22 protein-coding genes and 4 tRNA genes are annotated in these 21758 nt (G+C 69.2%); 7 read left to right on the top strand and 19 right to left on the bottom strand.

What is annotated here, in order from left to right:
* Window positions 1-83 precede the first annotated feature (83 nt).
* Window positions 84-1595: a DUF349 domain-containing protein gene (locus RWQ91_RS02125; protein WP_314502357.1), complete on the top strand. Its 1512-nt coding sequence runs from the start codon at window positions 84-86 to the stop codon at window positions 1593-1595.
* An 81-nt stretch (window positions 1596-1676) separates the two neighbouring features.
* Complete coding sequence (locus tag RWQ91_RS02120; protein ID WP_314502354.1) at window positions 1677-2240, top strand: type IV toxin-antitoxin system AbiEi family antitoxin; 564 nt, start codon at window positions 1677-1679, stop codon at window positions 2238-2240.
* On the opposite strand, the gene RWQ91_RS02115 is transcribed toward RWQ91_RS02120, so the two are convergent.
* The 12 genes from RWQ91_RS02115 to pdxS form a co-directional block, all read right to left on the bottom strand.
* Window positions 2227-4506 (bottom strand): bifunctional (p)ppGpp synthetase/guanosine-3',5'-bis(diphosphate) 3'-pyrophosphohydrolase, encoded by a 2280-nt coding sequence (locus tag RWQ91_RS02115; protein WP_314502352.1) that lies wholly within the window; start codon window positions 4504-4506, stop codon window positions 2227-2229. The genes RWQ91_RS02120 and RWQ91_RS02115 overlap by 14 nt on opposite strands.
* A gap of 73 nt (window positions 4507-4579) precedes the next feature.
* Complete coding sequence (gene secF / locus RWQ91_RS02110) at window positions 4580-5569, bottom strand: protein translocase subunit SecF (protein WP_314502351.1); 990 nt, start codon at window positions 5567-5569, stop codon at window positions 4580-4582.
* Window positions 5569-7302 (bottom strand): protein translocase subunit SecD, encoded by a 1734-nt coding sequence (secD, locus tag RWQ91_RS02105; protein ID WP_314502348.1) that lies wholly within the window; start codon window positions 7300-7302, stop codon window positions 5569-5571. Before secD ends, secF begins: the two co-directional genes overlap by 1 nt.
* A 39-nt stretch (window positions 7303-7341) precedes the next feature.
* Window positions 7342-7797: a preprotein translocase subunit YajC gene (yajC, locus tag RWQ91_RS02100; protein WP_314502346.1), complete on the bottom strand. Its 456-nt coding sequence runs from the start codon at window positions 7795-7797 to the stop codon at window positions 7342-7344.
* Between the two features lie 81 nt (window positions 7798-7878).
* Window positions 7879-8907 (bottom strand): Holliday junction branch migration DNA helicase RuvB, encoded by a 1029-nt coding sequence (ruvB, locus tag RWQ91_RS02095; protein WP_314502342.1) that lies wholly within the window; start codon window positions 8905-8907, stop codon window positions 7879-7881.
* On the bottom strand, window positions 8894-9514 hold the full coding sequence (gene ruvA, locus RWQ91_RS02090; protein ID WP_314502339.1) for a Holliday junction branch migration protein RuvA: 621 nt from the start codon (window positions 9512-9514) through the stop codon (window positions 8894-8896). The genes ruvB and ruvA overlap by 14 nt, the downstream gene beginning before the upstream one ends.
* Before the next feature lie 50 nt (window positions 9515-9564).
* Window positions 9565-10125, bottom strand: a complete 561-nt coding sequence (gene ruvC, locus RWQ91_RS02085; RefSeq protein WP_314502337.1) for a crossover junction endodeoxyribonuclease RuvC — start codon at window positions 10123-10125, stop codon at window positions 9565-9567.
* A gap of 46 nt (window positions 10126-10171) precedes the next feature.
* Window positions 10172-10930 carry a YebC/PmpR family DNA-binding transcriptional regulator gene (locus RWQ91_RS02080; protein ID WP_314502335.1) on the bottom strand — a complete coding sequence of 253 codons (759 nt, stop codon included), beginning with the start codon at window positions 10928-10930 and terminating at the stop codon, window positions 10172-10174.
* Window positions 10931-10971: 41 nt separating this feature from the next.
* Window positions 10972-11511 (bottom strand): DUF1697 domain-containing protein, encoded by a 540-nt coding sequence (locus RWQ91_RS02075; RefSeq protein ID WP_314502332.1) that lies wholly within the window; start codon window positions 11509-11511, stop codon window positions 10972-10974.
* A 7-nt stretch (window positions 11512-11518) separates the two neighbouring features.
* Window positions 11519-12040: a hypothetical protein gene (locus tag RWQ91_RS02070; protein ID WP_314502328.1), complete on the bottom strand. Its 522-nt coding sequence runs from the start codon at window positions 12038-12040 to the stop codon at window positions 11519-11521.
* Between the two features lie 31 nt (window positions 12041-12071).
* Window positions 12072-12668, bottom strand: a complete 597-nt coding sequence (pdxT, locus tag RWQ91_RS02065; protein WP_314502324.1) for a pyridoxal 5'-phosphate synthase glutaminase subunit PdxT — start codon at window positions 12666-12668, stop codon at window positions 12072-12074.
* Window positions 12658-13548: a pyridoxal 5'-phosphate synthase lyase subunit PdxS gene (gene pdxS, locus RWQ91_RS02060; RefSeq protein ID WP_314502321.1), complete on the bottom strand. Its 891-nt coding sequence runs from the start codon at window positions 13546-13548 to the stop codon at window positions 12658-12660. Before pdxS ends, pdxT begins: the two co-directional genes overlap by 11 nt.
* Window positions 13549-13659: 111 nt before the next feature.
* On the opposite strand from pdxS, the gene RWQ91_RS02055 reads away from it, so the two are divergent.
* Window positions 13660-15003, top strand: a complete 1344-nt coding sequence (locus RWQ91_RS02055; RefSeq protein ID WP_314502318.1) for an aminotransferase class I/II-fold pyridoxal phosphate-dependent enzyme — start codon at window positions 13660-13662, stop codon at window positions 15001-15003.
* Window positions 15004-15010: 7 nt separating this feature from the next.
* Window positions 15011-15862: a pyridoxal kinase PdxY gene (gene pdxY / locus RWQ91_RS02050; protein ID WP_314502315.1), complete on the top strand. Its 852-nt coding sequence runs from the start codon at window positions 15011-15013 to the stop codon at window positions 15860-15862.
* A gap of 3 nt (window positions 15863-15865) precedes the next feature.
* Here the strand turns inward: pdxY and RWQ91_RS02045 are convergent, their stop codons facing one another.
* On the bottom strand, window positions 15866-16426 hold the full coding sequence (locus RWQ91_RS02045) for an HIT domain-containing protein (RefSeq protein WP_314502312.1): 561 nt from the start codon (window positions 16424-16426) through the stop codon (window positions 15866-15868).
* Window positions 16427-16436: 10 nt separating this feature from the next.
* Window positions 16437-18455: a threonine--tRNA ligase gene (gene thrS / locus RWQ91_RS02040; RefSeq protein WP_314502310.1), complete on the bottom strand. Its 2019-nt coding sequence runs from the start codon at window positions 18453-18455 to the stop codon at window positions 16437-16439.
* A gap of 231 nt (window positions 18456-18686) precedes the next feature.
* On the opposite strand from thrS, the gene RWQ91_RS02035 reads away from it, so the two are divergent.
* A complete protein-coding gene (locus RWQ91_RS02035) occupies window positions 18687-19847 on the top strand; it encodes an SLC13 family permease (RefSeq protein WP_314502906.1) in 1161 nt (386 codons plus the stop codon).
* 15 nt (window positions 19848-19862) lie between these two features.
* On the opposite strand, the gene RWQ91_RS02030 is transcribed toward RWQ91_RS02035, so the two are convergent.
* On the bottom strand, window positions 19863-20096 hold the full coding sequence (locus RWQ91_RS02030) for a hypothetical protein (protein ID WP_314502307.1): 234 nt from the start codon (window positions 20094-20096) through the stop codon (window positions 19863-19865).
* Between the two features lie 92 nt (window positions 20097-20188).
* Here RWQ91_RS02030 and RWQ91_RS02025 point away from each other — a divergent pair, with 92 nt between their 5' ends.
* Window positions 20189-20599, top strand: coding sequence for a hypothetical protein (locus RWQ91_RS02025; protein WP_314502304.1), 411 nt, complete (start codon window positions 20189-20191; stop codon window positions 20597-20599).
* Between the two features lie 55 nt (window positions 20600-20654).
* Here the strand turns inward: RWQ91_RS02025 and RWQ91_RS02020 are convergent.
* The 3 genes from RWQ91_RS02020 to RWQ91_RS02010 form a co-directional block, all read right to left on the bottom strand.
* Window positions 20655-20729: transfer RNA gene (locus tag RWQ91_RS02020), tRNA-Val, on the bottom strand.
* A 28-nt stretch (window positions 20730-20757) separates the two neighbouring features.
* Window positions 20758-20828: transfer RNA gene (locus tag RWQ91_RS02015), tRNA-Cys, on the bottom strand.
* A 54-nt stretch (window positions 20829-20882) separates the two neighbouring features.
* A tRNA-Gly gene (locus RWQ91_RS02010) sits at window positions 20883-20955 on the bottom strand.
* A 149-nt stretch (window positions 20956-21104) separates the two neighbouring features.
* Between RWQ91_RS02010 and RWQ91_RS02005 the strand changes: the two genes are divergently transcribed.
* Window positions 21105-21180: transfer RNA gene (locus tag RWQ91_RS02005), tRNA-Val, on the top strand.
* A gap of 11 nt (window positions 21181-21191) precedes the next feature.
* On the opposite strand, the gene RWQ91_RS02000 is transcribed toward RWQ91_RS02005, so the two are convergent.
* On the bottom strand, window positions 21192-21692 hold the full coding sequence (locus RWQ91_RS02000; protein ID WP_314502302.1) for a type II toxin-antitoxin system PemK/MazF family toxin: 501 nt from the start codon (window positions 21690-21692) through the stop codon (window positions 21192-21194).
* Between the last annotated feature and the right edge of the window lie 66 nt (window positions 21693-21758).

Below are 21758 nucleotides of genomic sequence, written 5' to 3'. Positions count from 1 at the left end.
CCCTCTCGCGCGGGGCGCACCGTACTAGGCTGGGGAGCCGTCCATCCCCCACAGGCGGCGAGAGCCGCGATGAGGTGCATCCCGTGACTGCTGCAGCAGAGTCCACTCCCGAATCCGCCGTCGACCCCACGCCCGAGAGCGACCCGTCGGTCGCCGACGACGCTGTCGTTGCAGAGCACGAGAGCGCGCCGGCGGAGCCCGAGGCCCGGGAGCCCGAGGCGGGAGAGCCGGACGAGGCGGCCGCCCCTGTGGCGACCGCGACCCCGACGCCGGCGGCTGTGACGCCGCGCGCCATTCCGCGCGCAGGTGCGCTGCCCGGACCCCGCAGGACCGAGACCGCGGCCGCGGAGCCCACCGTCGAACCGGCCGACGACGAGCCCTGGGGCCGCGTCGAGGAGGACGGCACCGTCTCGGTGCGCGAAGCGGACGGATGGCGCGTCGTCGGCCAGTATCCCGACGGCACGCCGGATGAGGCGTTGGCCTACTACCGCCGCAAGTTCTCGGATCTGGCCGGCGAAGTCACCCTGCTCGAGGTGCGTCACCGTCGTGGCGGTGCTTCGCCCGCCGACCTGCGCGCGACCGCGAAGGCACTGCATGCGAAGCTGCAGGACGCGGCGGCCGTCGGCAACCTGGCTGCTCTGGACGCGCGCGTCCTCGCCCTGACCGGCGAGCTGACCGAGGCGTCGGCCACCGAGGCCGCGGCATCCCGTCAGGCTGTCGAAGAGGCCGTCCGGGCTCGCACCGAGCTGGTCGAGAAGGCCGAGGCGCTCGCGGCCCGCGACCCCCGCAGCGTCCAGTGGAAGCAGGCGTCGGCCGACCTGACGTCGCTGTTCGACCAGTGGCAGTCGCAGCAGCAGAACGGTCCGCGCCTGCCGAAGTCGACCGGTCAGCAGCTCTGGAAGAGATTCCGGGACGCGCGCGCGACCGTCGACAAGCATCGCCGCGAGTTCTACGCCGAGCTCGACGAGGCGCACAAATCGGTGCGCGATCAGAAGGCCCGCCTGGTCGAGAAAGCCGAGGCGCTCGCGCCCAAGGGCGAAGACGGCATCGCGGCCTACCGGGAGCTGCTGGATCAGTGGAAGACGGCGGGCCGAGCGGGCAAGAAGGCCGACGATGCGCTCTGGGCGCGGTTCAAGGCCGCCGGGGACGCGCTGTACGGGGCGCGCGGGGAACGGGAAGCAGCGGATGCCGAGGCGTCGCGCGAGAAGATCGATGCCAAGCGCGCACTCCTCGAGGAGGCCCGCGGTGTCGCGGACGAGCGCGACCTGGTGAAGGCGCGCAGCACGCTCACCGCGATTCAGCGTCAGTGGGACGAGATCGGCCGGATCTTCCCGCGTGACAAGGAGCGCGTCCTGGACGACGATCTGCGTCGGATCGAGACGGCGCTGCGCGGTCGCGAAGAGATCGACTGGAAGCGCAACAACCCCGAGACCAGGGCTCGCGCCAACGACATGACGCGCCAGCTGACCGAGGCGATCCAGAAGCTCGAGGACGAACTGGCGACCGCGCAGAAGAGCGGGGACAAGGCCGCGATCGCGAAGGCGACCGAGGCGCTCGAAGCCCGGCGCGCCTGGCTGAGCGCACTCGGCGGCTGAGCGCGCCAGCGGGCGCCGGCGTTCTCCACAGGTGACGTCGGATGCGGCACCCTCGTCGCCGCATCCGGCACAGTTGCTGTCATGCCGTCACCGTTCCTCTACTTCGCAGGCGGACGACTCTCGCCGGCGGAGCTGTCGGCCGCCCGCCTCGACGGGCACCTCGTCGAACTCGGTGATGCCTACATCCCGGCCGATGCGGTCGAGACGCGCGAGCTGCGCGCCGGCTCGCTGCGGGAACTGCTCGGCGACACCCTGGCGGCCACGCATCTGAGCGCGGCGTGGATCCATGGGGCACTCCACGAGCCGCCCTCCCGCCATACCGTTCAGCGCGCGGTGCCCCGGCGCCTGCACCAGGCGTTCGTGCGGCGGCTGCACTACCGGGACCTGCGCGTCGATCCGGCCGATCTGCAGCTTGTGTTCGGCGTGCTCGTGACCACTCCGGAACGCACGCTCGCCGACCTCTCCCGGGTCGACGAGGAGCGCTACGCCGCCGCGGCGCTGTCCATGGCGGATGCCGATCCGCGGCTGCCGGCGCGCACCGTCGACTGGCTCGAGTCTCGCGGCCCCCTGCCGAACAAGCGGGCTGCGCTGGTCGGTCTGCGGTCGCTGGCGGCGCGAGAAGCCGCGCGAGTCAGGACGACGTGACGCGGTAGACGTCGTAGACCGCGTCGATGCGCCGGACGGCGTTGAGCACGCGCTCGAGGTGCACGATGTCGCCCATCTCGAACACGAAGCGGCTGAGGGCGAGACGGTCGTTGGTCGTCGAGACGGTCGCCGAGAGGATGTTGACGTGATGCTCGCTCAGCACACGGGTGACATCGCTGAGCAGGCCCGAGCGATCCAGCGCCTCGATCTGGATCTGCACCAGGAACACGCTCTTGGTCGTCGGTGCCCATTCGACCTCGATCAGCCGCTCGGCGTCCTCCATCAGCGACTTGACGTTCGTGCAGTCGGTGCGATGCACCGATACGCCGCTGCCGCGGGTCACGAAGCCGACGACGTCATCGCCGGGAACAGGGGTGCAGCACTTGGCGAGCTTGACCAGGATGTCGGGCGCGCCGCGCACCAGCACCCCCGAATCTCCGTTCCGCGGCTGACGGGAGCGGCCGACGTGCGGCAGGTCGATCGGCCCGGTCGAGGTGTCGTTCGCACTGACCGCGGCAGTGACCTTCTCGATGACCGACTGCGTCGACACATGGCCTTCGCCGACCGCGGCATACAGAGCCGTGACGTCCTCGTAGTTGAGCGAGCGCGCGACCTCGGCGAAGGAGTCCTGGCTCATCAGGCGCTGCAGCGGCAGGTTCTGCCGGCGCATCGCGCGGGCGATGGCCTCCTTGCCCTGCTCGATGGCCTCTTCCCGGCGCTCCTTGGTGAACCAGCCGCGGATCTTGCTGCGCGCGCGGGTGCTCTTGACGAAGCTCAGCCAGTCCTGGCTGGGGCCGGCATCCGGGTTCTTCGAAGTGAACACCTCGACGACGTCGCCGCTCTGCAGTTCGGATTCCAGCGGCACGAGGCGCCCGTTGACTTTGGCGCCCATCGTGCGGTGGCCCACCTCGGTGTGCACGGCGTAGGCGAAATCCACCGGGCTGGCGCCGGTCGGCAGCCCGATGACGCGGCCCTTCGGTGTGAAGACGTAGACCTCTTTCGCACCGATCTCGAAGCGCAGGGAATCCAGGAACTCCCCCGGGTCGGCGGTCTCGGCCTGCCAGTCCGAGATGTGCGCGAGCCACGCCATGTCGGCGTCGACGGATTTCGCGTCGGGCTTTCCGCCGGTCATCCGCTCCTTGTACTTCCAGTGCGCGGCCACGCCGTACTCGGCCTGCTGGTGCATCTCGTTCGTGCGGATCTGGATCTCCACCGTGCGTCCACCGGGACCGATCACCGTCGTGTGCAGCGACTGGTAGAGGTTGAACTTGGGAGTGGCGATGTAATCCTTGAAGCGGCCGGGAAGCGGCGTCCAGCGCGCATGGATCGCGCCGAGGACGGCGTAGCAGTCGCGCACGCTTCCCACCATGATGCGGATGCCGATGAGGTCGTAGATGTCATCGAACTCGCGGCCGCGCACCACCATCTTCTGGTAGACCGAATACAGCTGCTTCGGCCGGCCCATCACGCGTCCGCGGATGCGCAGCTCGCGAAGATCGGCGTCCACGGCCTCGATCACGTTGTGGACGTACTGCTCGCGCTGAGGGGTGCGCTGCTTGACCAGGCTCTCGATCTCGGCATACAGCTTCGGATGCAGGACGGCGAAGGAAAGGTCCTCGAGTTCGGACTTGATCGTCTGGATGCCGAGCCGGTGCGCCAGCGGGGCGTAGATCTCGAGGGTCTCCGTCGCCTTCTTCTGAGCCTTCTCGGGCGGGACGAAGCCCCAGGTTCGCGCGTTGTGCAGGCGATCGGCGAGCTTGATGAGCAGCACCCGGATGTCGCGCGACATCGCGACGATCATCTTGCGCACCGTCTCGGCCTGCGCGCTCTCGCCGTACTTGACCTTGTCGAGCTTGGTGACGCCGTCCACGAGCATCGCGACCTCGTCGCCGAACTCCGCGTTCAGGGTCTCGAGTGCGTACCCGGTGTCCTCCACCGTGTCGTGCAGGAGCGCGGCCGCGATCGCCTTCGGCCCGAGCCCCATGTCGGCGAGGATCTGGGCGACCGCGAGCGGGTGGGTGATGTACGGCTCGCCGCTCTGACGCGTCTGCCCCGTGTGCGCCTCATCGGCGACGCGGTACGCGTGCTCGATGATGGAGAGGTCGCCCTTGGGGTGGTGTGTGCGCACCGTCCGCAGCAGCTGCTCGACGTCGTCGCGTCGCGCGGAGCGGGAGAAGATGCGCGGGACGAGGCGGCGCAGCGAGGATGTCTGAGCGGGCGGCGCCGGGGCAGGAGCTGACGTGGCGGATGGAACCGTCTCGGTCATCCGACTCCTCTCCTGCGCTGGAGCTCAATCCTACGCCCGCGGCGCGCGGTCGCCCGTGCCGGTGGGCCGGCCCTCAGGCGGGGACTCCGGCCCGCTCGCGAGCTGACAGTGCGCGGGCGTCGCGCGCCTTGATCTCCACCTCGTTCTCGCGGAACAGCGAGTACAGGGGTGCCGCGACGAAGAGCGTCGAGTAGGCGGCGACGATCGTGCCGACGAAGATCGCGAGCGAGATGTCCGTCAGCGTCTGCGCGCCCAGCCACAGAGCGCCGATGAACAGGATCGCTCCGGTCGGCAGGATCGCCACGACCGTCGTGTTGATCGAGCGGATCAGCGTCTGGTTGACCGCGAGGTTCACCGACTCGCCGAAGGTCCGCCCCGAGATCTCACCGTCGTCCGTGGTGTTCTCACGGATCTTGTCGAACACGACAGTGGTGTCGTACAGCGCATACGACAGGATCGTCAGGAACCCGATCACGGCCGCGGGCGAGATCTCGAAGCCGCACAGCGCGTAGACGCCGATCGTGATGATGAGCACGTCCAGGAGCCCGATGATCGAGGTGACCGACATCTTCCAGGTGCGGAAGTACAGCGCGAGGATCAAGAAGGTCAGGGCGAGGAAGATCGCCAGTCCCCAGAGCGACTGTCGCGTGACGTCCGCGCCCCAGCTGGGACCGATGAAGGATGCCGTGACCTCGGTGACGGGCACCTCGTACGCGTCGGCGAGGGCGGTCGTCACCTGCTGCGACTCGGCCGGCGTGAGCTGATCGGTCTGCACGCGCACGGTGCTGTCGCCGACGGTGGTCACCTTCGTGACGGCATCCGGAACCACGCTCTGCACCGCCTCGGTGGCGACGGCCTGGTCGGGCGAGGAGACGCCTGACACGGTGAACTGCGATCCGCCGGTGAACTCGATGGAGAACTGGATCGGCCGCACGAGCGGAACCAGCGCCGAGCCGATCACGAGGACGGCGGCGATGATGAACCACAGGCGGCGACGCCCCACGAAGGGGAACGAGGTCTTGCCGGTGTAGAGGTCGTTGCCGAACTGGCTCATGGAGCGCATCAGAGTTCTCCCCCCTTGTCGGTCTTGGCCGGTTTACCGGTGTCGGGAACCTTCTGCAGCTCCGCCTGCTTGCGCTCGGCGATCGTCTGACGGCGCTCCGCCTCGCCCCGCGAACGGGATGCCCGCCGCTCGGCCTGCGTCTTGGCGGTCTGCGCGACGGGCGCGCGGAACTGCGCGCGGCCGCGGTAGACAGCCCCGAGGGCCGCGGGATCCATCCCAGAGAGGGGATGCCCCGATCCGAAGAACTTCGTCCGCGCGAGCAGCTGCATCACCGGGTGGGTGAACAGGATGAAGATCATGACGTCGATCACGGTCGTGAGCCCCAGCGTGAACGCGAAGCCCTTCACCGTGGCATCGGCCAGGATGTACAGCACGACCGCGGCGAGGATGTTGATCGACTTGGAGATGTAGATCGTCCGCTTCGCACGGCCCCAGCCGTCCTCGACGGCGCCGGTGATCGATTTCCCGTCGCGCAGCTCGTCTCGGATGCGCTCGAAGTACACGATGAACGAGTCGGCCGTGAACCCGATCGACACGATCAGACCGGCGACACCGGCCAGCGACAGGCGGAAGCCCATGCGCCAGGCGAGGATGCAGATGGTGATGTAGGTCAGGACACCCATCACGATGAGCGACGCGATGATCACGAGGCCCAGAGCGCGGTAGACGATCAGGACGTAGATCGCGACGAGCGCGAGACCGATCAGGCCGGCGATCAGGCCGATCTGCAGCTGCTGGGAGCCGAGCGTGGCCGAGATGGTGTCGGAGCTGACGACCTCGAAGCTCAGCGGCAGCGCGCCGTACTTGAGCTGGTCGGCGAGCACCTTCGAGCTGTCCTGGGTGAAGCTGCCGGTGATGCTCGGATCGCCGCCGAGGATGACGGCGTTCATCGACGGGGCCGAGAGCACATAGCCGTCGAGCACGAAGGCGAACTGGTTCAGCGGCGGGTTGGCCCCGAACAGGCGCTGGCTGATCTCACCGAAGGTCTTCGTGCCGGCGTCGTCGAACTTGAGGTTGACCGCCCACTGGTTGTTGGTCTGCTGCAGGCCGAACGTGGCGTCGCTGATGGAGGACCCATCCAGTTCGACCGGTCCGAGGATGTATTTGACGGTGCCGTCCGGGTCGCACGTGATGAGCGGCTCGTCCTTCGGGGCGTCAGCCGGCGCATTGTCGGGATTCGCACAGTCGTAGGCGAGGTACTCGGCCTGAAGGGCAGGAGTGATCCAGGCCACGTCGCTGCCATTGGTCGGCGATGCGGTCGGTGTCGACGGGAGCGCCGGGTCCGGAGTCGGATAGGGCGTCTCCTTGCCGTCGTCGCCCACGAAGGTCGTGGCGGGCTGCCCGGCCACCAGGACAGCGCGCAGCTGGAGTTGCGCGGATGCCTCGATGCGCTGGCGCGTCTCCTCGTCGGCCTGTCCGGGGATCTGGACGACGATGTTCTTGCCGCCCTCCGTGGTCACGTCCGCCTCGCCGACGCCCGAGGCGTCGACACGCTGGCGGATGATCGTGACCGCCTGGTTGAGCTGCTCCTCGGTCGGCGCGGCGCCGTCCGCCGTCTGCGCTTCCAGGATGATCTGCGTGCCGCCCTGAAGGTCGAGCGCGAGCTCGGGACTCCACGAGCTGGCCTTGAAGACGTAGACGCCGAGCGCGTTGATGCCGAACAGCAGTGCGGTGATGATCAGAAGACCTGTCAACGCACGCCAGGCATGCCGGACGGGGGTGGATGTCGCCACGAGGGGTCAGCTTTCTGGGAGCCCGGGAAGGGCGAGCGGTCAGGCCTTGGGCTTGGTGTCCGAGTCGGCGTCGGGATCGACGACCGCCTCGGCCTCGCGCGATCGCGCGGTGTCGTCGCTGATCGAGCTGATCGCGCCGCTGGCGACTCCGCCGACGTATCCGGCCTCGTTGGCCTCGGCCTCGATGAACTCGTCCTCGGTGACGACGCCCTCGACGGGGTCCACGACGCGCAGGATCGCCTGGCTGTGCACCTTGATCTGCACGCCCGGAGCGATCTCGACGAGCGCGGGCTGGTCGAGGTTCTCGGGGTCGAACGCGACGATCGTGCCGTAGAGGCCGCCCTGCATCAGGACCTCTGCACCGGGCACCGTCTGGCGCGCCTTCTGCTCCTGCTCGAGCTTCTGCTTCTGCATGCGTCGGCGCGAGCTCCAGAACATGAAGCCGAGCAGGACGACCAGCAGGATGATGAGGCCGTAGTTGGAGAGGAATTCCATGGAGGCGAGAGCCTTTCGAATCAGGCGCGCGCCGGGGCGACACTGCCTTGCAGGAGGGGGTGAGGCGAGAGCCTTCAGCGATTATAGATCATCGAGTCTGAGCGCCGACTCGGGGTGCGAGGCGCCCAGATGCGCGAAAGCCGACGGCATCGCGATCCGGCCCCGGGGGGTGCGTCCCATGAAGCCGATGCGCACGAGGTAGGGCTCGACGACGGATTCGATCGTCTCGGCCTCCTCTCCGACGGCCACCGCCAAGGTGCTCAGGCCCACCGGTCCCCCGCGGAACCGTCGCACGAGTGCGTCCAGGACGGCGCGATCGAGCCGGTCGAGTCCGATGGAGTCGACGTCGTACAGATCCAGCGCGGCGTCAACGGTCGCGGTGCTGCCCCCGCCGCCGCGCACGATCATGAAATCGCGCACGCGCCGCAGGAGCCGGTTGGCGATGCGAGGCGTCCCGCGCGAACGGCGGGCGATCTCGGCACGGGAGGCGTGGGGCAGATCGACGGCGAGCATGGCCGCCGAGCGTTCGATGACCCGTTCGAGCTCTTCGGGCTCGTAGTACTCCAGGTGGGCGGTGAAGCCGAACCGGTCGCGCAGCGGATTGGGCAGGAGTCCGGACCGGGTCGTGGCACCCACGAGAGTGAAGGGCGCGAGATCGAGGGGAATGCTGGTCGCCCCCGCGCCCTTGCCGACCATGATGTCGATGCGGAAGTCCTCCATCGCGAGGTAGAGCATCTCCTCGGCCGAGCGCGCCATGCGGTGGATCTCATCGATGAAGAGAACTTCGCCCGGAGTGAGGCTGGAAAGGAGCGCGGCCAGATCGCCCGCGTGCTGGATGGCCGGCCCGCTGGACAGACGCAGCGGCCGGCCGCTCTCGTGCGCCACGATCATCGCGAGGGTCGTCTTGCCCAGGCCCGGCGGCCCGGAGAGCAGGATGTGATCGGCGGGCCGCTGCTGGATGCGGGCGGCGTCCAGCAGGAGCTGGAGCTGACCTCTGACCTTCTGCTGGCCGACGAATTCGGCGAGGGATGCCGGTCGCAGAGCACCCTCGATCGCCAGCTCCGCCTCGTCGACGGGCTCGTCGGCGTCGTGGACGTCAACCACCCGCATGCTCCTTGCGCGCCGGCCCCAGCGTCGCGAGGGTCAGGCGCAGCAGCGCCGGCACAGCGGCTCGCTCGGACGGGCTGGCCTCTTCGACCGCGGACGCCACCGCATCGCTCGCGGCGCGCTCGCTCCAGCCCAGTCCGACGAGCGCCTGCGTGACCTGAGCGGCCACGCCGGGAGCGGCATCCGATCGGGCTGCGCTGCCGGCCTGCGGGGCGACGACCTTGCCGGCCAGCTGCACGACGATCAGCTTCGCGGTCTTCGGCCCGATGCCCGAGACCCGGCGGAAGGGCGCGTCATCATCGGCTGTCACGGCTTCGGCGATCTGGGCGACGCTGAGCGCCGCGAGCACACCGAGCGCCGACTTGGGCCCGACGCCCGTCACGCCGAGGAGCTGCGTGAACACGATCAGCTCGTCGCGGCTCTCGAAGCCGAACAGCGAGAGCGCATCCTCGCGCACGATGAGGTTCGTGTGCAGGTGCACCTCGTCGCCCACGTTCGTCGCGGCGGCCACGTGCGGCGTGACCGCGACCGAGAGCCCGACGCCGCCGACCTCGACGATGAGCCCATCGGAATCGACGTGAGCAGCTCGGCCGCGCAACGAGGAGATCATGCTCCGAGCCTAGAGCGGCGTTCGCACATCTGTTCGACCGACACGCGTGGTCAGCGTCGCGCCAGTCGCTCGGCGTCGGCCCACGCCCGCTGCGCAGGGGTCAGGGTGCCGCTGCCCGTCGCGGGTGACGACCCCGCGCGCCAGGCGTGGCACAGTGCCAGTGCGAGCGCATCCGCCGCGTCGGCGGGCTGAGGGAGCTCGTCGAGGCGCAGGATCCGCGCGACCATCGTCTGCACCTGACGCTTGTCGGCGGCTCCGTAGCCGGTCACCGCCGCCTTGACCTCGGTCGGGGTGTGAGTTGTCGCGTTCAACCCGCGCTCGCCTGCGATCAGCAGCGCGATTCCGCTGGCCTGCGCGGTGCCCATGACGGACTGCCGGTTGTGCTGCGAGAAGACCCGCTCGACGGCCACCACCGACGGGCCGTGCTCGTCGATCACGGCACGGATGCCGGCCGCGATCGTCGCGAGGCGCCGTTCGATCGGCTCGCCGGGATCGGAGCGGATGACGCCGACGTGCACGAGCGTCGCAGACCGATCGCGAGCGACGTCCACGACGCCGACGCCGCACCGGGTCAGGCCGGGGTCGATGCCGAGAACGCGCAGTGCTGCCACTCCCCCACGCTAAGCGGCCGGTGCACCCGGCACCGCGTGGCGCGCCCTACTCGTCGTTCTCGAGCTCGGCCTGCACCTCTGGCGACAGGTCGAAGTTGCTGTAGACGTTCTGCACGTCGTCGCTGTCTTCGAGGGCGTCGATCAGGCGGAACACCTTGCGCGCCGTGTCGGCGTCGACCTCGACCTTGAGTGACGGCACGAATTCGACATCGGCGGACTCGTAGTCGATCCCCGCATCCTGCAGCGCGGAACGCACGACCACGAGCTCCGAGGCATCAGTGATGACACCGAAGCCTTCGCCGTGCGGTTCGATCTCCTCGGCACCGGCGTCCAGGACCGCGAGCATGAGGTCGTCTTCGGAGGTGCTCTCCGAAGACACCACGATCACACCCTTGCGGTGGAAGTTGTAGGCGACGCTGCCCGGGTCGGCCATGGTTCCGCCGTTGCGGGTCATCGCCGTGCGCACCTCGGCCGCCGCACGGTTGCGGTTGTCGGTGAGGCACTCGATCAGCAGCGCGACGCCGTTGGGTCCGTACCCTTCGTAGAGGATCGTCTGGTAGTCGACGGACTCGCCCGTGAGCCCGGCGCCGCGCTTGACGGCGCGGTTGATGTTGTCGATGGGGACGGAGGTCTTCTTCGCCTTCTGGACCGCGTCCTGCAGGGTCGGGTTACCCGCGAGGTCGGCGCCGCCGATCTTGGCTGCGACTTCGATGTTCTTGATGAGCTTGGCGAACGACTTGGCACGGCGCGAATCGATGATCGCCTTCTTGTGCTTCGTGGTCGCCCACTTGGAGTGGCCGGACATGCCGCCAGTTTACGTGCCGAGCCCGATGGTGTGTGTCGTGCTCACGCCGCCACGATCTTCTGCAGGGTGCGGAGGTTGCGGTTGGTGGTCGTCGCCCGGTACTGCCTGCGCGAGAGCAGCTTCGCGAACGCCGTATCGGTCGTCGTGCCCTTTCGCGGGTTCCAGTAGAGGACGCCCTCGCCTCGGGCGACGGGGTCGACGACAGGGTCGAGACCTTCGGCCGCGACGACCAGCTCATCCAGCGCCGCCTCGTCCGATCCGAAGACGACCCACGGCTGCCGGGTGTCGTCTTCGGCGTCGAACGGGAACGAGGAGATGGCCTTGTGCACCTCCGCGCGAGTGACGAGCACGATCCACGCGTCGTAGCCGAAGCGAGTGCGCAGCGCGCCCTCGATCGAAGACTTCAGCGCCGCGCGCGCGGCCGGCCCGGCATCCGCTTCGAAGGTGACGTTGCCGCTGGCCAGCACGGTGCGAACGGCGCCGAGCCCCAGATCGTCGCTCATGGCGGCGGCGAGATCGGCGTTGCGGATCGTGACGCCGCCGACGTTCACGCCCCGCAGCAGCGCCACCCAGGCCGTCATCGTGCCCCTAGAGCGCGAACTCGAAGCCGAAGCGCGAGGACAGCAGCGCGACCAGATCGCGGGGCACCTTGCTCAGATACGCCGGTGCCGGAGCGAGGGTGTCTGCCGACCCGATGAACGGGAAGTAGACCGGGCCCTCCGTGGAGGACTCGACGGCATCGCGGATGGCCACGATGTCTCCGCCGATGCGGCGGAGCCCGCTCAGGGTGATCGGGGTCGCCAGCCGCAGGGTGTCGCTGACGGGCATGCGCCAGTGGGGCATCGTCTCGCCGCGCCGCGCGCGGCTGTCCTCGCCGAGCGGGCCGAGGACCCGTCCCCACGCGCCGATGCCCGGCACCGCGAGCGTGCGGTCCCAGACGAAGAGCGTGTCGCCGGGCTCGGTGAATCCGACGAGCTCGTGGGACCACTCGAACCGACGGTCCGCCGAGGCTTTCGGCGCGCTCAGCGCATCACCGACGACACCGCGCGACGGGGCGATCATCCAGTACCGCTCTTCGGGGCGGTCGCGCCACCAGTCGTTGACCGTCATGTCTGAAATCTAGCCGCTGGGCGCGCGGGCGTCAGGCGGCGCGCACCGTGTCGAGGAACAGCGAGTGGAATCGGTGCTCTCCGGTCACCTCGGGATGGAAGGAGGTGCCCAGCAGCTGCTCGCGGCGCACCGCGACGACCCGCCCGTCCGCCAGGCGCGCAAGCGGCTCCACACCCTCTCCCACCTCCTGCACCAAGGGAGCGCGGATGAAGACGGCGTGCACCGGCGGCTCGCCGAGCACGGGGACGTCCAGGTCTGTCTCGAAGGAGTCCAGCTGACTGCCGAACGCGTTTCGTCGGACCAGGACGTCGAGTCCGCCGAACGTCTGCTGATCCCTGATGCCGTCGGCGATGCGATCGGCCAGGAGGATGAGCCCGGCACACGTGCCGTAGACCGGCATCCCCGCCGCGATCGCGTCGCGCAGCGGCTGCTGCATCCCGAACGCGCGCGAGAGCTTGTCGATCACGCTCGACTCTCCGCCCGGGATCACCAGCCCCTCGACGGCGGCCAGCTCCGCAGGACGACGGATGAGCTCCACGTCGGCGCCGAGCTCGCTCAGCACGCGGACGTGCTCGCGCACGTCGCCCTGCAGGGCGAGGACTCCGACCCGCGGCCGTCTACCAGCCACGCTCGGCGAGGCGGTGCGGGGCGGGCAGGTCGGACACGTTGATGCCCACCATCGCCTCGCCGAGGCCGCGCGAGACATCCGCGATGACCTTGGCGTCGTCGAAGAAGGTCGTCGCCTTCACGATCGCCGCGGCGCGCTCGGCCGGGTTGCCGGACTTGAAGATGCCGGACCCGACGAAGACGCCGTCCGCGCCCAGCTGCATCATCATCGCCGCGTCGGCCGGGGTCGCGACGCCTCCGGCGACGAACAGGACCACCGGAAGCGCACCGGTCTCGGCGATCTCCGCCACGAGCTCGTACGGTGCCTGCAGCTCCTTCGCGGCGACGTAGAGCTCGTCCTTCGTCATGGAACGCAGCATGTTGATCTCGCCCGAGATCTTGCGGATGTGCTTCGTGGCCTCGGAGACGTCCCCGGTGCCTGCCTCCCCCTTGGAGCGGATCATCGCCGCACCCTCGTTGATGCGCCGCAGCGCCTCACCCAGGTTGGTCGCTCCGCAGACGAAGGGAACCGTGAACTTCCACTTGTCGATGTGGTTGACGTAATCGGCGGGCGAGAGCACCTCGGACTCGTCGATGTAATCGACGCCGAGCTCCTGCAGCACCTGGGCCTCGACGAAGTGGCCGATCCGGGCCTTGGCCATGACGGGGATCGAGACCGAGGCGATGATGCTCTCGATCATGTCCGGATCGCTCATCCGCGACACCCCGCCCTCCGCCCGGATGTCGGCCGGCACGCGCTCGAGCGCCATCACGGCGACCGCGCCGGCATCCTCGGCGATCCGCGCCTGCTCGGCGGTGACGACGTCCATGATGACGCCGCCCTTGAGCATCTCGGCGAGGCCGCGCTTGACGCGGTCGGTTCCCGTGTCGGCAGAGGTCACGGCGGGTCCTTTCGTGAGAGCGCGAAACGCGCGGTGTGCGAGGTCGAGAAGCATTGACCTAGGCCAAAAGATAGCATGTACCGGGCCCTACGATGGGCGACGAGGAGCGCTATGGAATCGCAGATCAACGGACGGTCGGCATCGGAGATCGCCGACAGCCTCCGTGCCCTGATCGAGCGTGGCGCCCTGCGTCCCGGCGACCCACTGCCGTCGGTCCGCGCCTTGGCGGAGAGCCTCGGCGTGAACCGCAACACCGTCGTCGCCGGCTACCGGCTGCTCTCGGGAACCGGGGTGATCGTCTCGCGCGGTCGCGGCGGCACACGGGTGGCCGACCTCCTGCCGGTCGCCCAGGAGGGATTCGCCGGGGACAGCTTGCTGCGCGATGTGGCTACGGGAAATCCTGACCCCGACCTGATCCCGGACCCCTCGCAGGCGCTGGCGAGCATGGCGGGCCGGCCCGTCCTGTACGGCGAACCGGTGATCGACCCCGATCTGCAGCGGTGGGGCCTCGAGTGGATGAGCGATGCGCATGCCGGTGCAGCGCCTATGCGCCTGACCGTGACCAGTGGCGCCGCCGACGCGGTCGAGCGACTGCTCGCGCAGGCGCTCACTCGCGAGGACGCCGTCGCGCTCGAAGATCCGTGCTTCCTCGCCAGCATCCACACGGTGCGGCTCGCCGGCTATCGCCCGATCGCGGTCCCCGTGGACGATGAGGGGATGACGGTCGCCGGGTTGAAGGCGGCCCTCGAACAGGGCGCCCGTGCGGTGGTCTGTACGCCCCGCGCGCAGAACCCCTCGGGGGCGAGCCTGTCGGCGCGCCGGGCGACGCAGCTGCGTGAGCTCCTCGCGGCCCATCCGTACGTGCTGATCATCGAAGACGACCACTTCTCGATGCTCTCTCGCGAGCCCTTCCACTCCCTGATCGGACCTCAGCATCAGCGCTGGGCGGTGGTCCGCTCCGTTTCGAAGTTCCTCGGCCCCGACATGTGCCTTGCGCTGGCGGCATCCGATCCGGAGACGGCCGATCGTCTCGCGATGCGACTGACTCCGGGGACGACGTGGGTGAGTCACCTGCTGCAGCGCCTGGTCCTGGTCCTCATGACCGATCCCGACGTCCTCGCGCGCATCGGCGCCGCCAGCGAGCACTACGCCGCGCGCAATGCGGACTTCGCCGAGCGGCTGAGCGCGCACGGGGTGCCGACCGAGGCCGGCGACGGCCTCAATCTCTGGGTGCCGCTCGAGGTCCCCGCCCGCGCGGTCGTCGAGCGCCTCATGCGGCGGGGATGGCTCGCGCGCAGCGGCGACGAGTTCACTCTCGGCACACTGTCCCCCTCGTACCGGCTGCGGCTCACCGTCCACGACCTGAGCCAGGACGAGGCCGAGCTGCTCGCCGCCGACATCGGCGCCGCTGTCCGCGCGGTCGGCGGACGATCCGGCGACCGCGAAGTGGCATGATCGAGCGGTGAAGATCCTCTCCATCCAGTCCGCGGTGGCGTATGGCCACGTCGGCAATTCCGCCGCCGTGTTCCCGTTGCAGCGCATCGGCGTCGAGGTGATGCCGGTCTACACCGTCACGTTCTCCAACCACACCGGCTACGGCGCGTGGCGCGGACCGCTCATCTCTCCCGACGATGTCCGCGACGTCCTCACAGGCATCGAGGAGCGCGGCGCCTTCCCGTCCGTCGATGTCGTCCTGTCCGGCTATCAGGGCGGCGAGGGCATCGCCGATGTGATCCTGGATGCCGTCGCACGGGTGAAGACCGCGAACCCCGCCGCGATCTATTCGTGCGACCCGGTGATGGGCAATGCCAAGTCCGGCTGCTTCGTCGCTCCCGCGATTCCCGTGCTCCTGCGCGACCGGGTCGTGCCCGCGGCCGACATCATCACGCCGAACCAGTTCGAGCTGGGCTTCCTCACCGGCACCGAGCCGCTCTCACTCGAGGACACCCTGCTCTCAGCCGACATGGTGCGTGCCACCGGGCCGCGGACGGTGCTGGTCACCAGCGTCGAGCGCCCGGACCGCCCGGAGGGCACGATCGAGATGCTCGCCGTGACCGACGACGGCGCCTGGATCGTGCAGACCCCGCTGATCCCGATGAAGGCGAACGGGTCGGGCGATGTCACGGCCGCGCTGTTCACCGCGCATCACACCCGCACCGGCGATGCCGCCGATGCGCTCGTGCGGACCGCCTCGAGCGTGTTCGACCTGCTCGAGCGCACGCATGCCTCGGGCGAGCGCGAACTGCAGCTCGTCGAGTCGCAGGAGGCGTACGCCCACCCGCGCATGCAGTTCACCGCCCGTCAGGTGCGGTGAATCTCAGACCGTCCAGGCGTCTGCGACGGTCCGGCGAACCTCGCCGAGCAGTTGAGGCAGCGCCTTGGTCTTCGCGATGATCGGGAAGAAGTTGGCGTCGGCCGTCCAGCGCGGCACGATGTGCTGATGCAGGTGGCCGTCGATGCCCGCCCCGGCGACGTGCCCCTGGTTCATCCCGATGTTGAACCCGTCGCAGCGTGAGACCTGCCGCAGCACCTCCATGCCGCGCTGAGTGAGCGCGCCGATCTCGGCGACCTCTTCGCTGCTGGCCTCGTCGTACTGCGAGATGTGGCGGTACGGGCAGACCAGCAGGTGGCCGGAGTTGTAGGGGAACAGGTTCAGCAGCACGAACGCGGTCCGGCCGCGCGCGACGATGAGTGCGTCCTCGTCGGACATCCCGGGGGCCGCGCAGAAGGGGCAGGCATCCCGCAGCGGCTGAGGGCCGGCGGCGATGTAGGCCATGCGGTGCGGCGTCCACAGTCGCTGGAACTGGTCGGGCACTCCGGGGAGCGTGGCGGCGTCGACCAGTTCCGGAGTCGCGCCGTCCGTCGTCGGGTCGCTCACGCCCGGGTCCTCACGCCAGGTCCTCCGCGGTGTTCACGAGTGCGCGGGTCGTGATCGCCTCGCGGATGCGGCGCACCGCGTCCTCGATCGGCACCCCGTTCTGCTGCGATCCGTCTCGGAAGCGGAACGACACGGTGCCGCCGGCGCGGTCCTGCTCGCCGGCGATCAGCTGCAACGGCACCTTGTGGGTCGTGTGGGTGCGGATCTTCTTCTGCATGCGGTCATCGCTGTGGTCGACCTCCGCGCGCACGCCCTCGGCCTTGAGGCGGACGATGACATCGTCGAGGTAGTCGTAGTACTCCTCCGCCACCGGGACGCCGACGACCTGAACAGGCGACAGCCACACCGGGAACGCGCCGGCGTAGTGCTCGAGAAGGATCGCGAAGAAGCGCTCGATCGAGCCCATGAGCGCACGGTGGATCATCACGGGGCGCTTCTTCATGCCGTCGCGGTCGGTGAACTCGAGCTCGAAGCGCTCGGGCAGGTTGAAATCCAGCTGCACGGTGGACAGCTGCCAGGTGCGACCGATCGCGTCGTGCACCTTCAGGTCGATCTTCGGCCCGTAGAACGCCGCCTCGCCCGCCACCTCGGTGAGCTTCAGACCGCTCGCCAGCGCGACCCGCCGCAGGGCGTCCGTCGCCTCGGCCCAGTGCTCCTCGTCGCCGATCCACTTCGACTTCTCGTCGTCGCGCATGGACAGCTCCAGCTCGAAGTCGCTGAGGCCGAAGTCGCGCAGCAGCGACAGCACGAACTCGAGCACCTCGGCGACCTCGCCCTCGAGCTGTTCGGGGGTGACGAACAGGTGGGCGTCGTCCTGGGTGAAGCCGCGGACACGTGTGAGACCGTGCAGAGCGCCGGAGAGCTCGTTGCGATAGACCGTGCCGTTCTCGGCCAGGCGCATCGGCAGATCCCGGTAGCTGCGCGCCCGCTCGCGGTAGATGAGGATGTGCATCGGGCAGTTCATCGGCTTGAGGTAGTAGTCGACCCCCACCTTGGTGATCTCGCCGTTCTCGTCGCGCTCCTCATCCATCCGGATGGGCGGGAACATGCCCTCCGCGTAGGTCACCAGGTGGTTGGACTCGATGAAGAGGTCCTTCTTGGTGATGTGCGGGGTGTACACGTAGGTGTATCCGGCAGCGCGGTGGCGGTGCAGCGCGTGCCGCTCCATCTCCTGGCGCACGATCCCGCCCCGCGGGTGCCACACCGACAGTCCCGACCCGATCTCCTCGGGGAACGAGAACAGGTCGAGCTCCTTGCCGAGCCGGCGGTGATCGCGCTTGGCGGCTTCTTCGAGACGCTGCTGGTAGGCGCGCAGTTCGTCCTTCGAGGGCCAGGCGGTTCCGTAGATGCGCTGCAGCTGCGGGTTCTTCTCACTCCCCCGCCAGTACGCCGCGGCGATGCGGGTGAGATCCCAGCCGTTGCCGATCATGCGGGTGCTGGGCAGGTGCGGTCCTCGGCAGAGGTCTTTCCAGACGACCTCTCCGTCGCGGTTCACGTTGTCGTAGATCGTGAGCTCGCCGGCCCCCACCTCCACGGACGCGCCGTCCGCGGCATCCTTCCCCGTCGCCGTTGCGCCCTTGAGTCCGATCAGCTCGAGCTTGAACGGCTCGGCGGCCAGTTCGCGGCGCGCCTCCTCGTCGGTGACGACCCGGCGGACGAACCGCTGACCCTCGCGGATGATGCGCTGCATCTCCTTGGCGATGGCCTTGATGTCCTCGGGCGTGAACGGCTGCCGCACGCCGAAGTCGTAATAGAAGCCGTCGGTGATGGGCGGGCCGATGCCGAGGGTGGCCTGCGGGTCGATCCGCTGCACGGCCTGAGCCAGCACGTGCGCGGTGGAGTGGCGCAGGATCGACAGTCCCTCGGGGCTGTCGATCGTGATCGGCTCGACCGCATCGGACTCGGCGACGGTCGTCGCCAGGTCCGCGAGTTCGCCGTTGACGCGCAGGCCGACGACGGAGCGGTCGGGGAACAGGGCGAATCCGTCGGCGGGATAGGTCACGTCCGGCTCGGGGGCGACGTCGGTCAAGGAACTCTCCAGAGGTGGCTCGGATGGATGGCTGCTCAGCTTCGGGCGCGCGACGCGCCCCGCCCGCTCAGGCGCCGAGCGTTCGGGCGGCGGTCGCGATGATCGCGCAGGTCTGCCGGTCGAGGTCCACCCGACCATTCTAGGGATCCGAGGATGCCGCGGCGCATCGACCTTCGCAACCAGTGCCGGGACGCGAGCACCGTGTCATCGCTGCCCGCCCGGCCGACGATGATGGATGCTGTGAAGCTCGCCGTGGTCGGAGTCGTGCTCCTGCTGCTGGGCGGGATCGCGATCGCGCTCGGCGTGCTCCCGGCGCAGGACGCTCTGGCGATCGCGGACCGGGTGTGGCCGATCCTCCTGTTCGTGGTCGCGGTGACGATCGTCGCCGAGCTGGCGGCGGCCGCCGGAGTCTTCGACGTCGCTGCCTTCGCCCTCGCCCGGCTGGGACGCGGACGCACGTGGGCGCTGTGGGGGCTGGTGGTGCTGCTGGCGATCGCGGCGACGGCCTTCCTGTCACTGGATACGACGGCCGTGCTGCTCACGCCCGTCGTCGTCGCCGTCGCCCGCGCGCACCGGCTCGATCCGCTGCCGTTCGCCTTCGCGACCGTCGTGCTCGCCAACACCGCCTCACTCGTGCTGCCGGTTTCCAACCTGACGAACCTGCTCGCCGTGGAGCGGCTCGGATTCGACGACCCGCTGTCGTTCCTGATGCTCCTCGGCCCCTCGGCGCTCGTCGCGATCGTCGTCTCCACGGGTCTGCTGTACGCCGTGCATCACCGGTCGCTCGCGGGGCGCTACTTGCCTGCACCCGCGCCGCGCATCGAGAACCGCCCCTTGCTTGCAACCGCGGCCGTCGTGGTGCTGCTGCTGATGCCGCTGCTCGTGTCGGGACTGCCCCCCTGGATTCCGGCCGCGGCCGCCGCCGTCGTCCTCGTGGCGGTCTTCGCCTGGCAGTCACCGCGGACGCTGCGCGTGCGGCTCGTGCCGTGGCAGCTGGTCGTCTTCGCCTCCGGGCTGTTCCTCGCCGTCGGCGCGGTCGAGGCGCTCGGCTCTCAGCAGCTCGTCGAGGCGGTCACCGGGACGGGCGGCTCGCTCGCGTCGCTGCTCCAGCTGGCCGGGGTCGGGATGCTGGGAGCCAACGCGCTGAACAACCTGCCGGCCTACCTCGCCCTCGAGGCGGCAGCACGAGCGCCCGAGCGCCTGGCCGCGCTCCTGGTCGGAGTGAATGCCGGTCCGCTGATCACCCCGTGGGCGTCGCTGGCGACGCTGTTGTGGCATCAGCGGCTGCACGCGATGGGCGTCGACGTCCCCTGGCGGCAGTACGTGCTGTTCGGTCTGGTCGCCGCGCCGCTCACGGTGGTGCTGGCCGTCCTGCCGCTGGCGCAGCGGTGAAGCGGTCGTGCGTCGCTACTCGGACGCGTCGGTCCGGTGGCGACGGTGCCAGATGACGCACGCCGCCGCATAGACCGCGACGGCGGCGAGCACCAGTGTGCGCAGGAACTCGTAGACGACCAGGACGCCGTCCGCATACGCCAGGCCCAGCGAGACGACGGTGCACGTGATGCCGACGAGCAGCAGCAGCCATGAGGCGCGCTCGGAGCGGATGATGTACAGGCTCTTGCGGCCCTCGGGAACTGCCATTCGTCGAGAGTATGTCCGAAACGGCCCGCGTGGCGACGGGGATCCGGCGGGCCGCTCTGGTGCGGGTGGCGCTCGTCCAATACCGTGAGCCCATGATGACGACACCGGCAGCACGTCCCCTCGGCGAGCCTGCCCCCGGGGAGGCCGGCGGAACCGAGTCCACGCGCGTGTCTGTGGCGCACGGATGGTGGAGCGTGGGCCTGGCGCTGGGCTCGGCAGTAGTCTTCTGGATCGTCGGGACCCTCATTGCCATCACCATGATGGCGATCTTCGGCGGAACGCTCGATGCGGAAGGTCAGTCGGTGAACGCCGTCGTCGGCGTGGTGATCCGCCTGCTCGCCCTCGCCCTCGCGATCGGCGCCATGGTCCTGGGGGTCACCTCGCTCGTTCGCGCGGCCACGCAGCCCGGCCGATCGGGGCGAGCGGCGGCGATCGCGCTCGGAGGGATCGGCATCGCGCTGAGCGCCGTGATGGGGTGGCTGCTCCTGGCCACGTTCATCTGACATCGTCGAAACGAAGGAACCCCCGACCAGAATCAGCTTCTGGTCAGGGGTTCTGTGGTGCGCGATACTGGGATCGAACCAGTGACCTCTTCCGTGTCAGGGAAGCGCGCTACCGCTGCGCCAATCGCGCCTGTACAGGCGTATTCAGTTGTCCGGCGAGGTGGCGACGGGATTCGAACCCGTGTAAACGGCTTTGCAGGCCGGTGCCTAGCCGCTCGGCCACGCCACCGTGTGGATTGACCCCACGTGCCGTGGTTCCTCCGGAGAGGAACCCCTGCACTCGAGCGGATGACGAGACTCGAACTCGCGACCCCAACCTTGGCAAGGTTGTGCGCTACCAACTGCGCTACATCCGCGTGCTCCGGATTGCTCCGGGCGCTTCAACGACTTTAGCCGATGAAATCGGACTCGCCAAACCAGTGCGGGGTCTCGCGTGTCATCCCCGCGGACGTTCGCGGCACTCCGGGGCATCCGGTAAGATCGTGACTCGGCCCCGCGGGGCCATGGGCGATTGGCGCAGTTGGTAGCGCGCTTCCTTCACACGGAAGAGGTCATCAGTTCGAGTCTGGTATCGCCCACCACGAGGCTCGCCTCAGCTTCCGATCGACCAGCCGTAGCGGCCGTGCAGCGCGTCGGCGACGCGGCCGAAGCGCGCCCGGTCCAGAGCAGACGCCTCGCGACGCATGCCGTCCGCATGCACTCGATAGACCTGGTCGATGTCCACCCACGATGGCCTCCCCTGCGCGTCCCACGCGCCGCTGCCGATGGCGAGGAAGTCCCGGTCCCCGTCGTGCGCCTTGCTCGTGAGCCGCACCGCGAAGACGTGCTCGGCATCCTGTCGTCCGACGATCAGCACGGGGCGATCCTTTCCACGGCCGTCGTTCTCCGCATACGGCACCCACGTCCAGACGATCTCGCCGGCGTCGGGGTCGCCGTCCTGGTCGGGTGCGTAGGTGATGGTCAGGGCGTCGGCGTGGGGGGGCGGGATCTCCACCGTGAGCGTGCTCGCCTCCGCCGTGACCGATCGAGCGGGGGCGGTCGAGCTGCGGAACAGCCGCGAGAGCGCTCCGAGCAGTCGCGCACCGGTCGTCATGCTCAGACCCTAGCCGCACGCACGGCGGAGGGCCCCGCGACGGCTGTCGCGGGGCCCTCCGGTCGT

Origin of the sequence: uncultured Microbacterium sp. (genome assembly GCF_963524805.1) — a bacterium.
Classification (GTDB): Bacteria; Actinomycetota; Actinomycetes; order Actinomycetales; family Microbacteriaceae; genus Microbacterium.
This window is presented reverse-complemented; position numbering and strand designations above follow the sequence as displayed.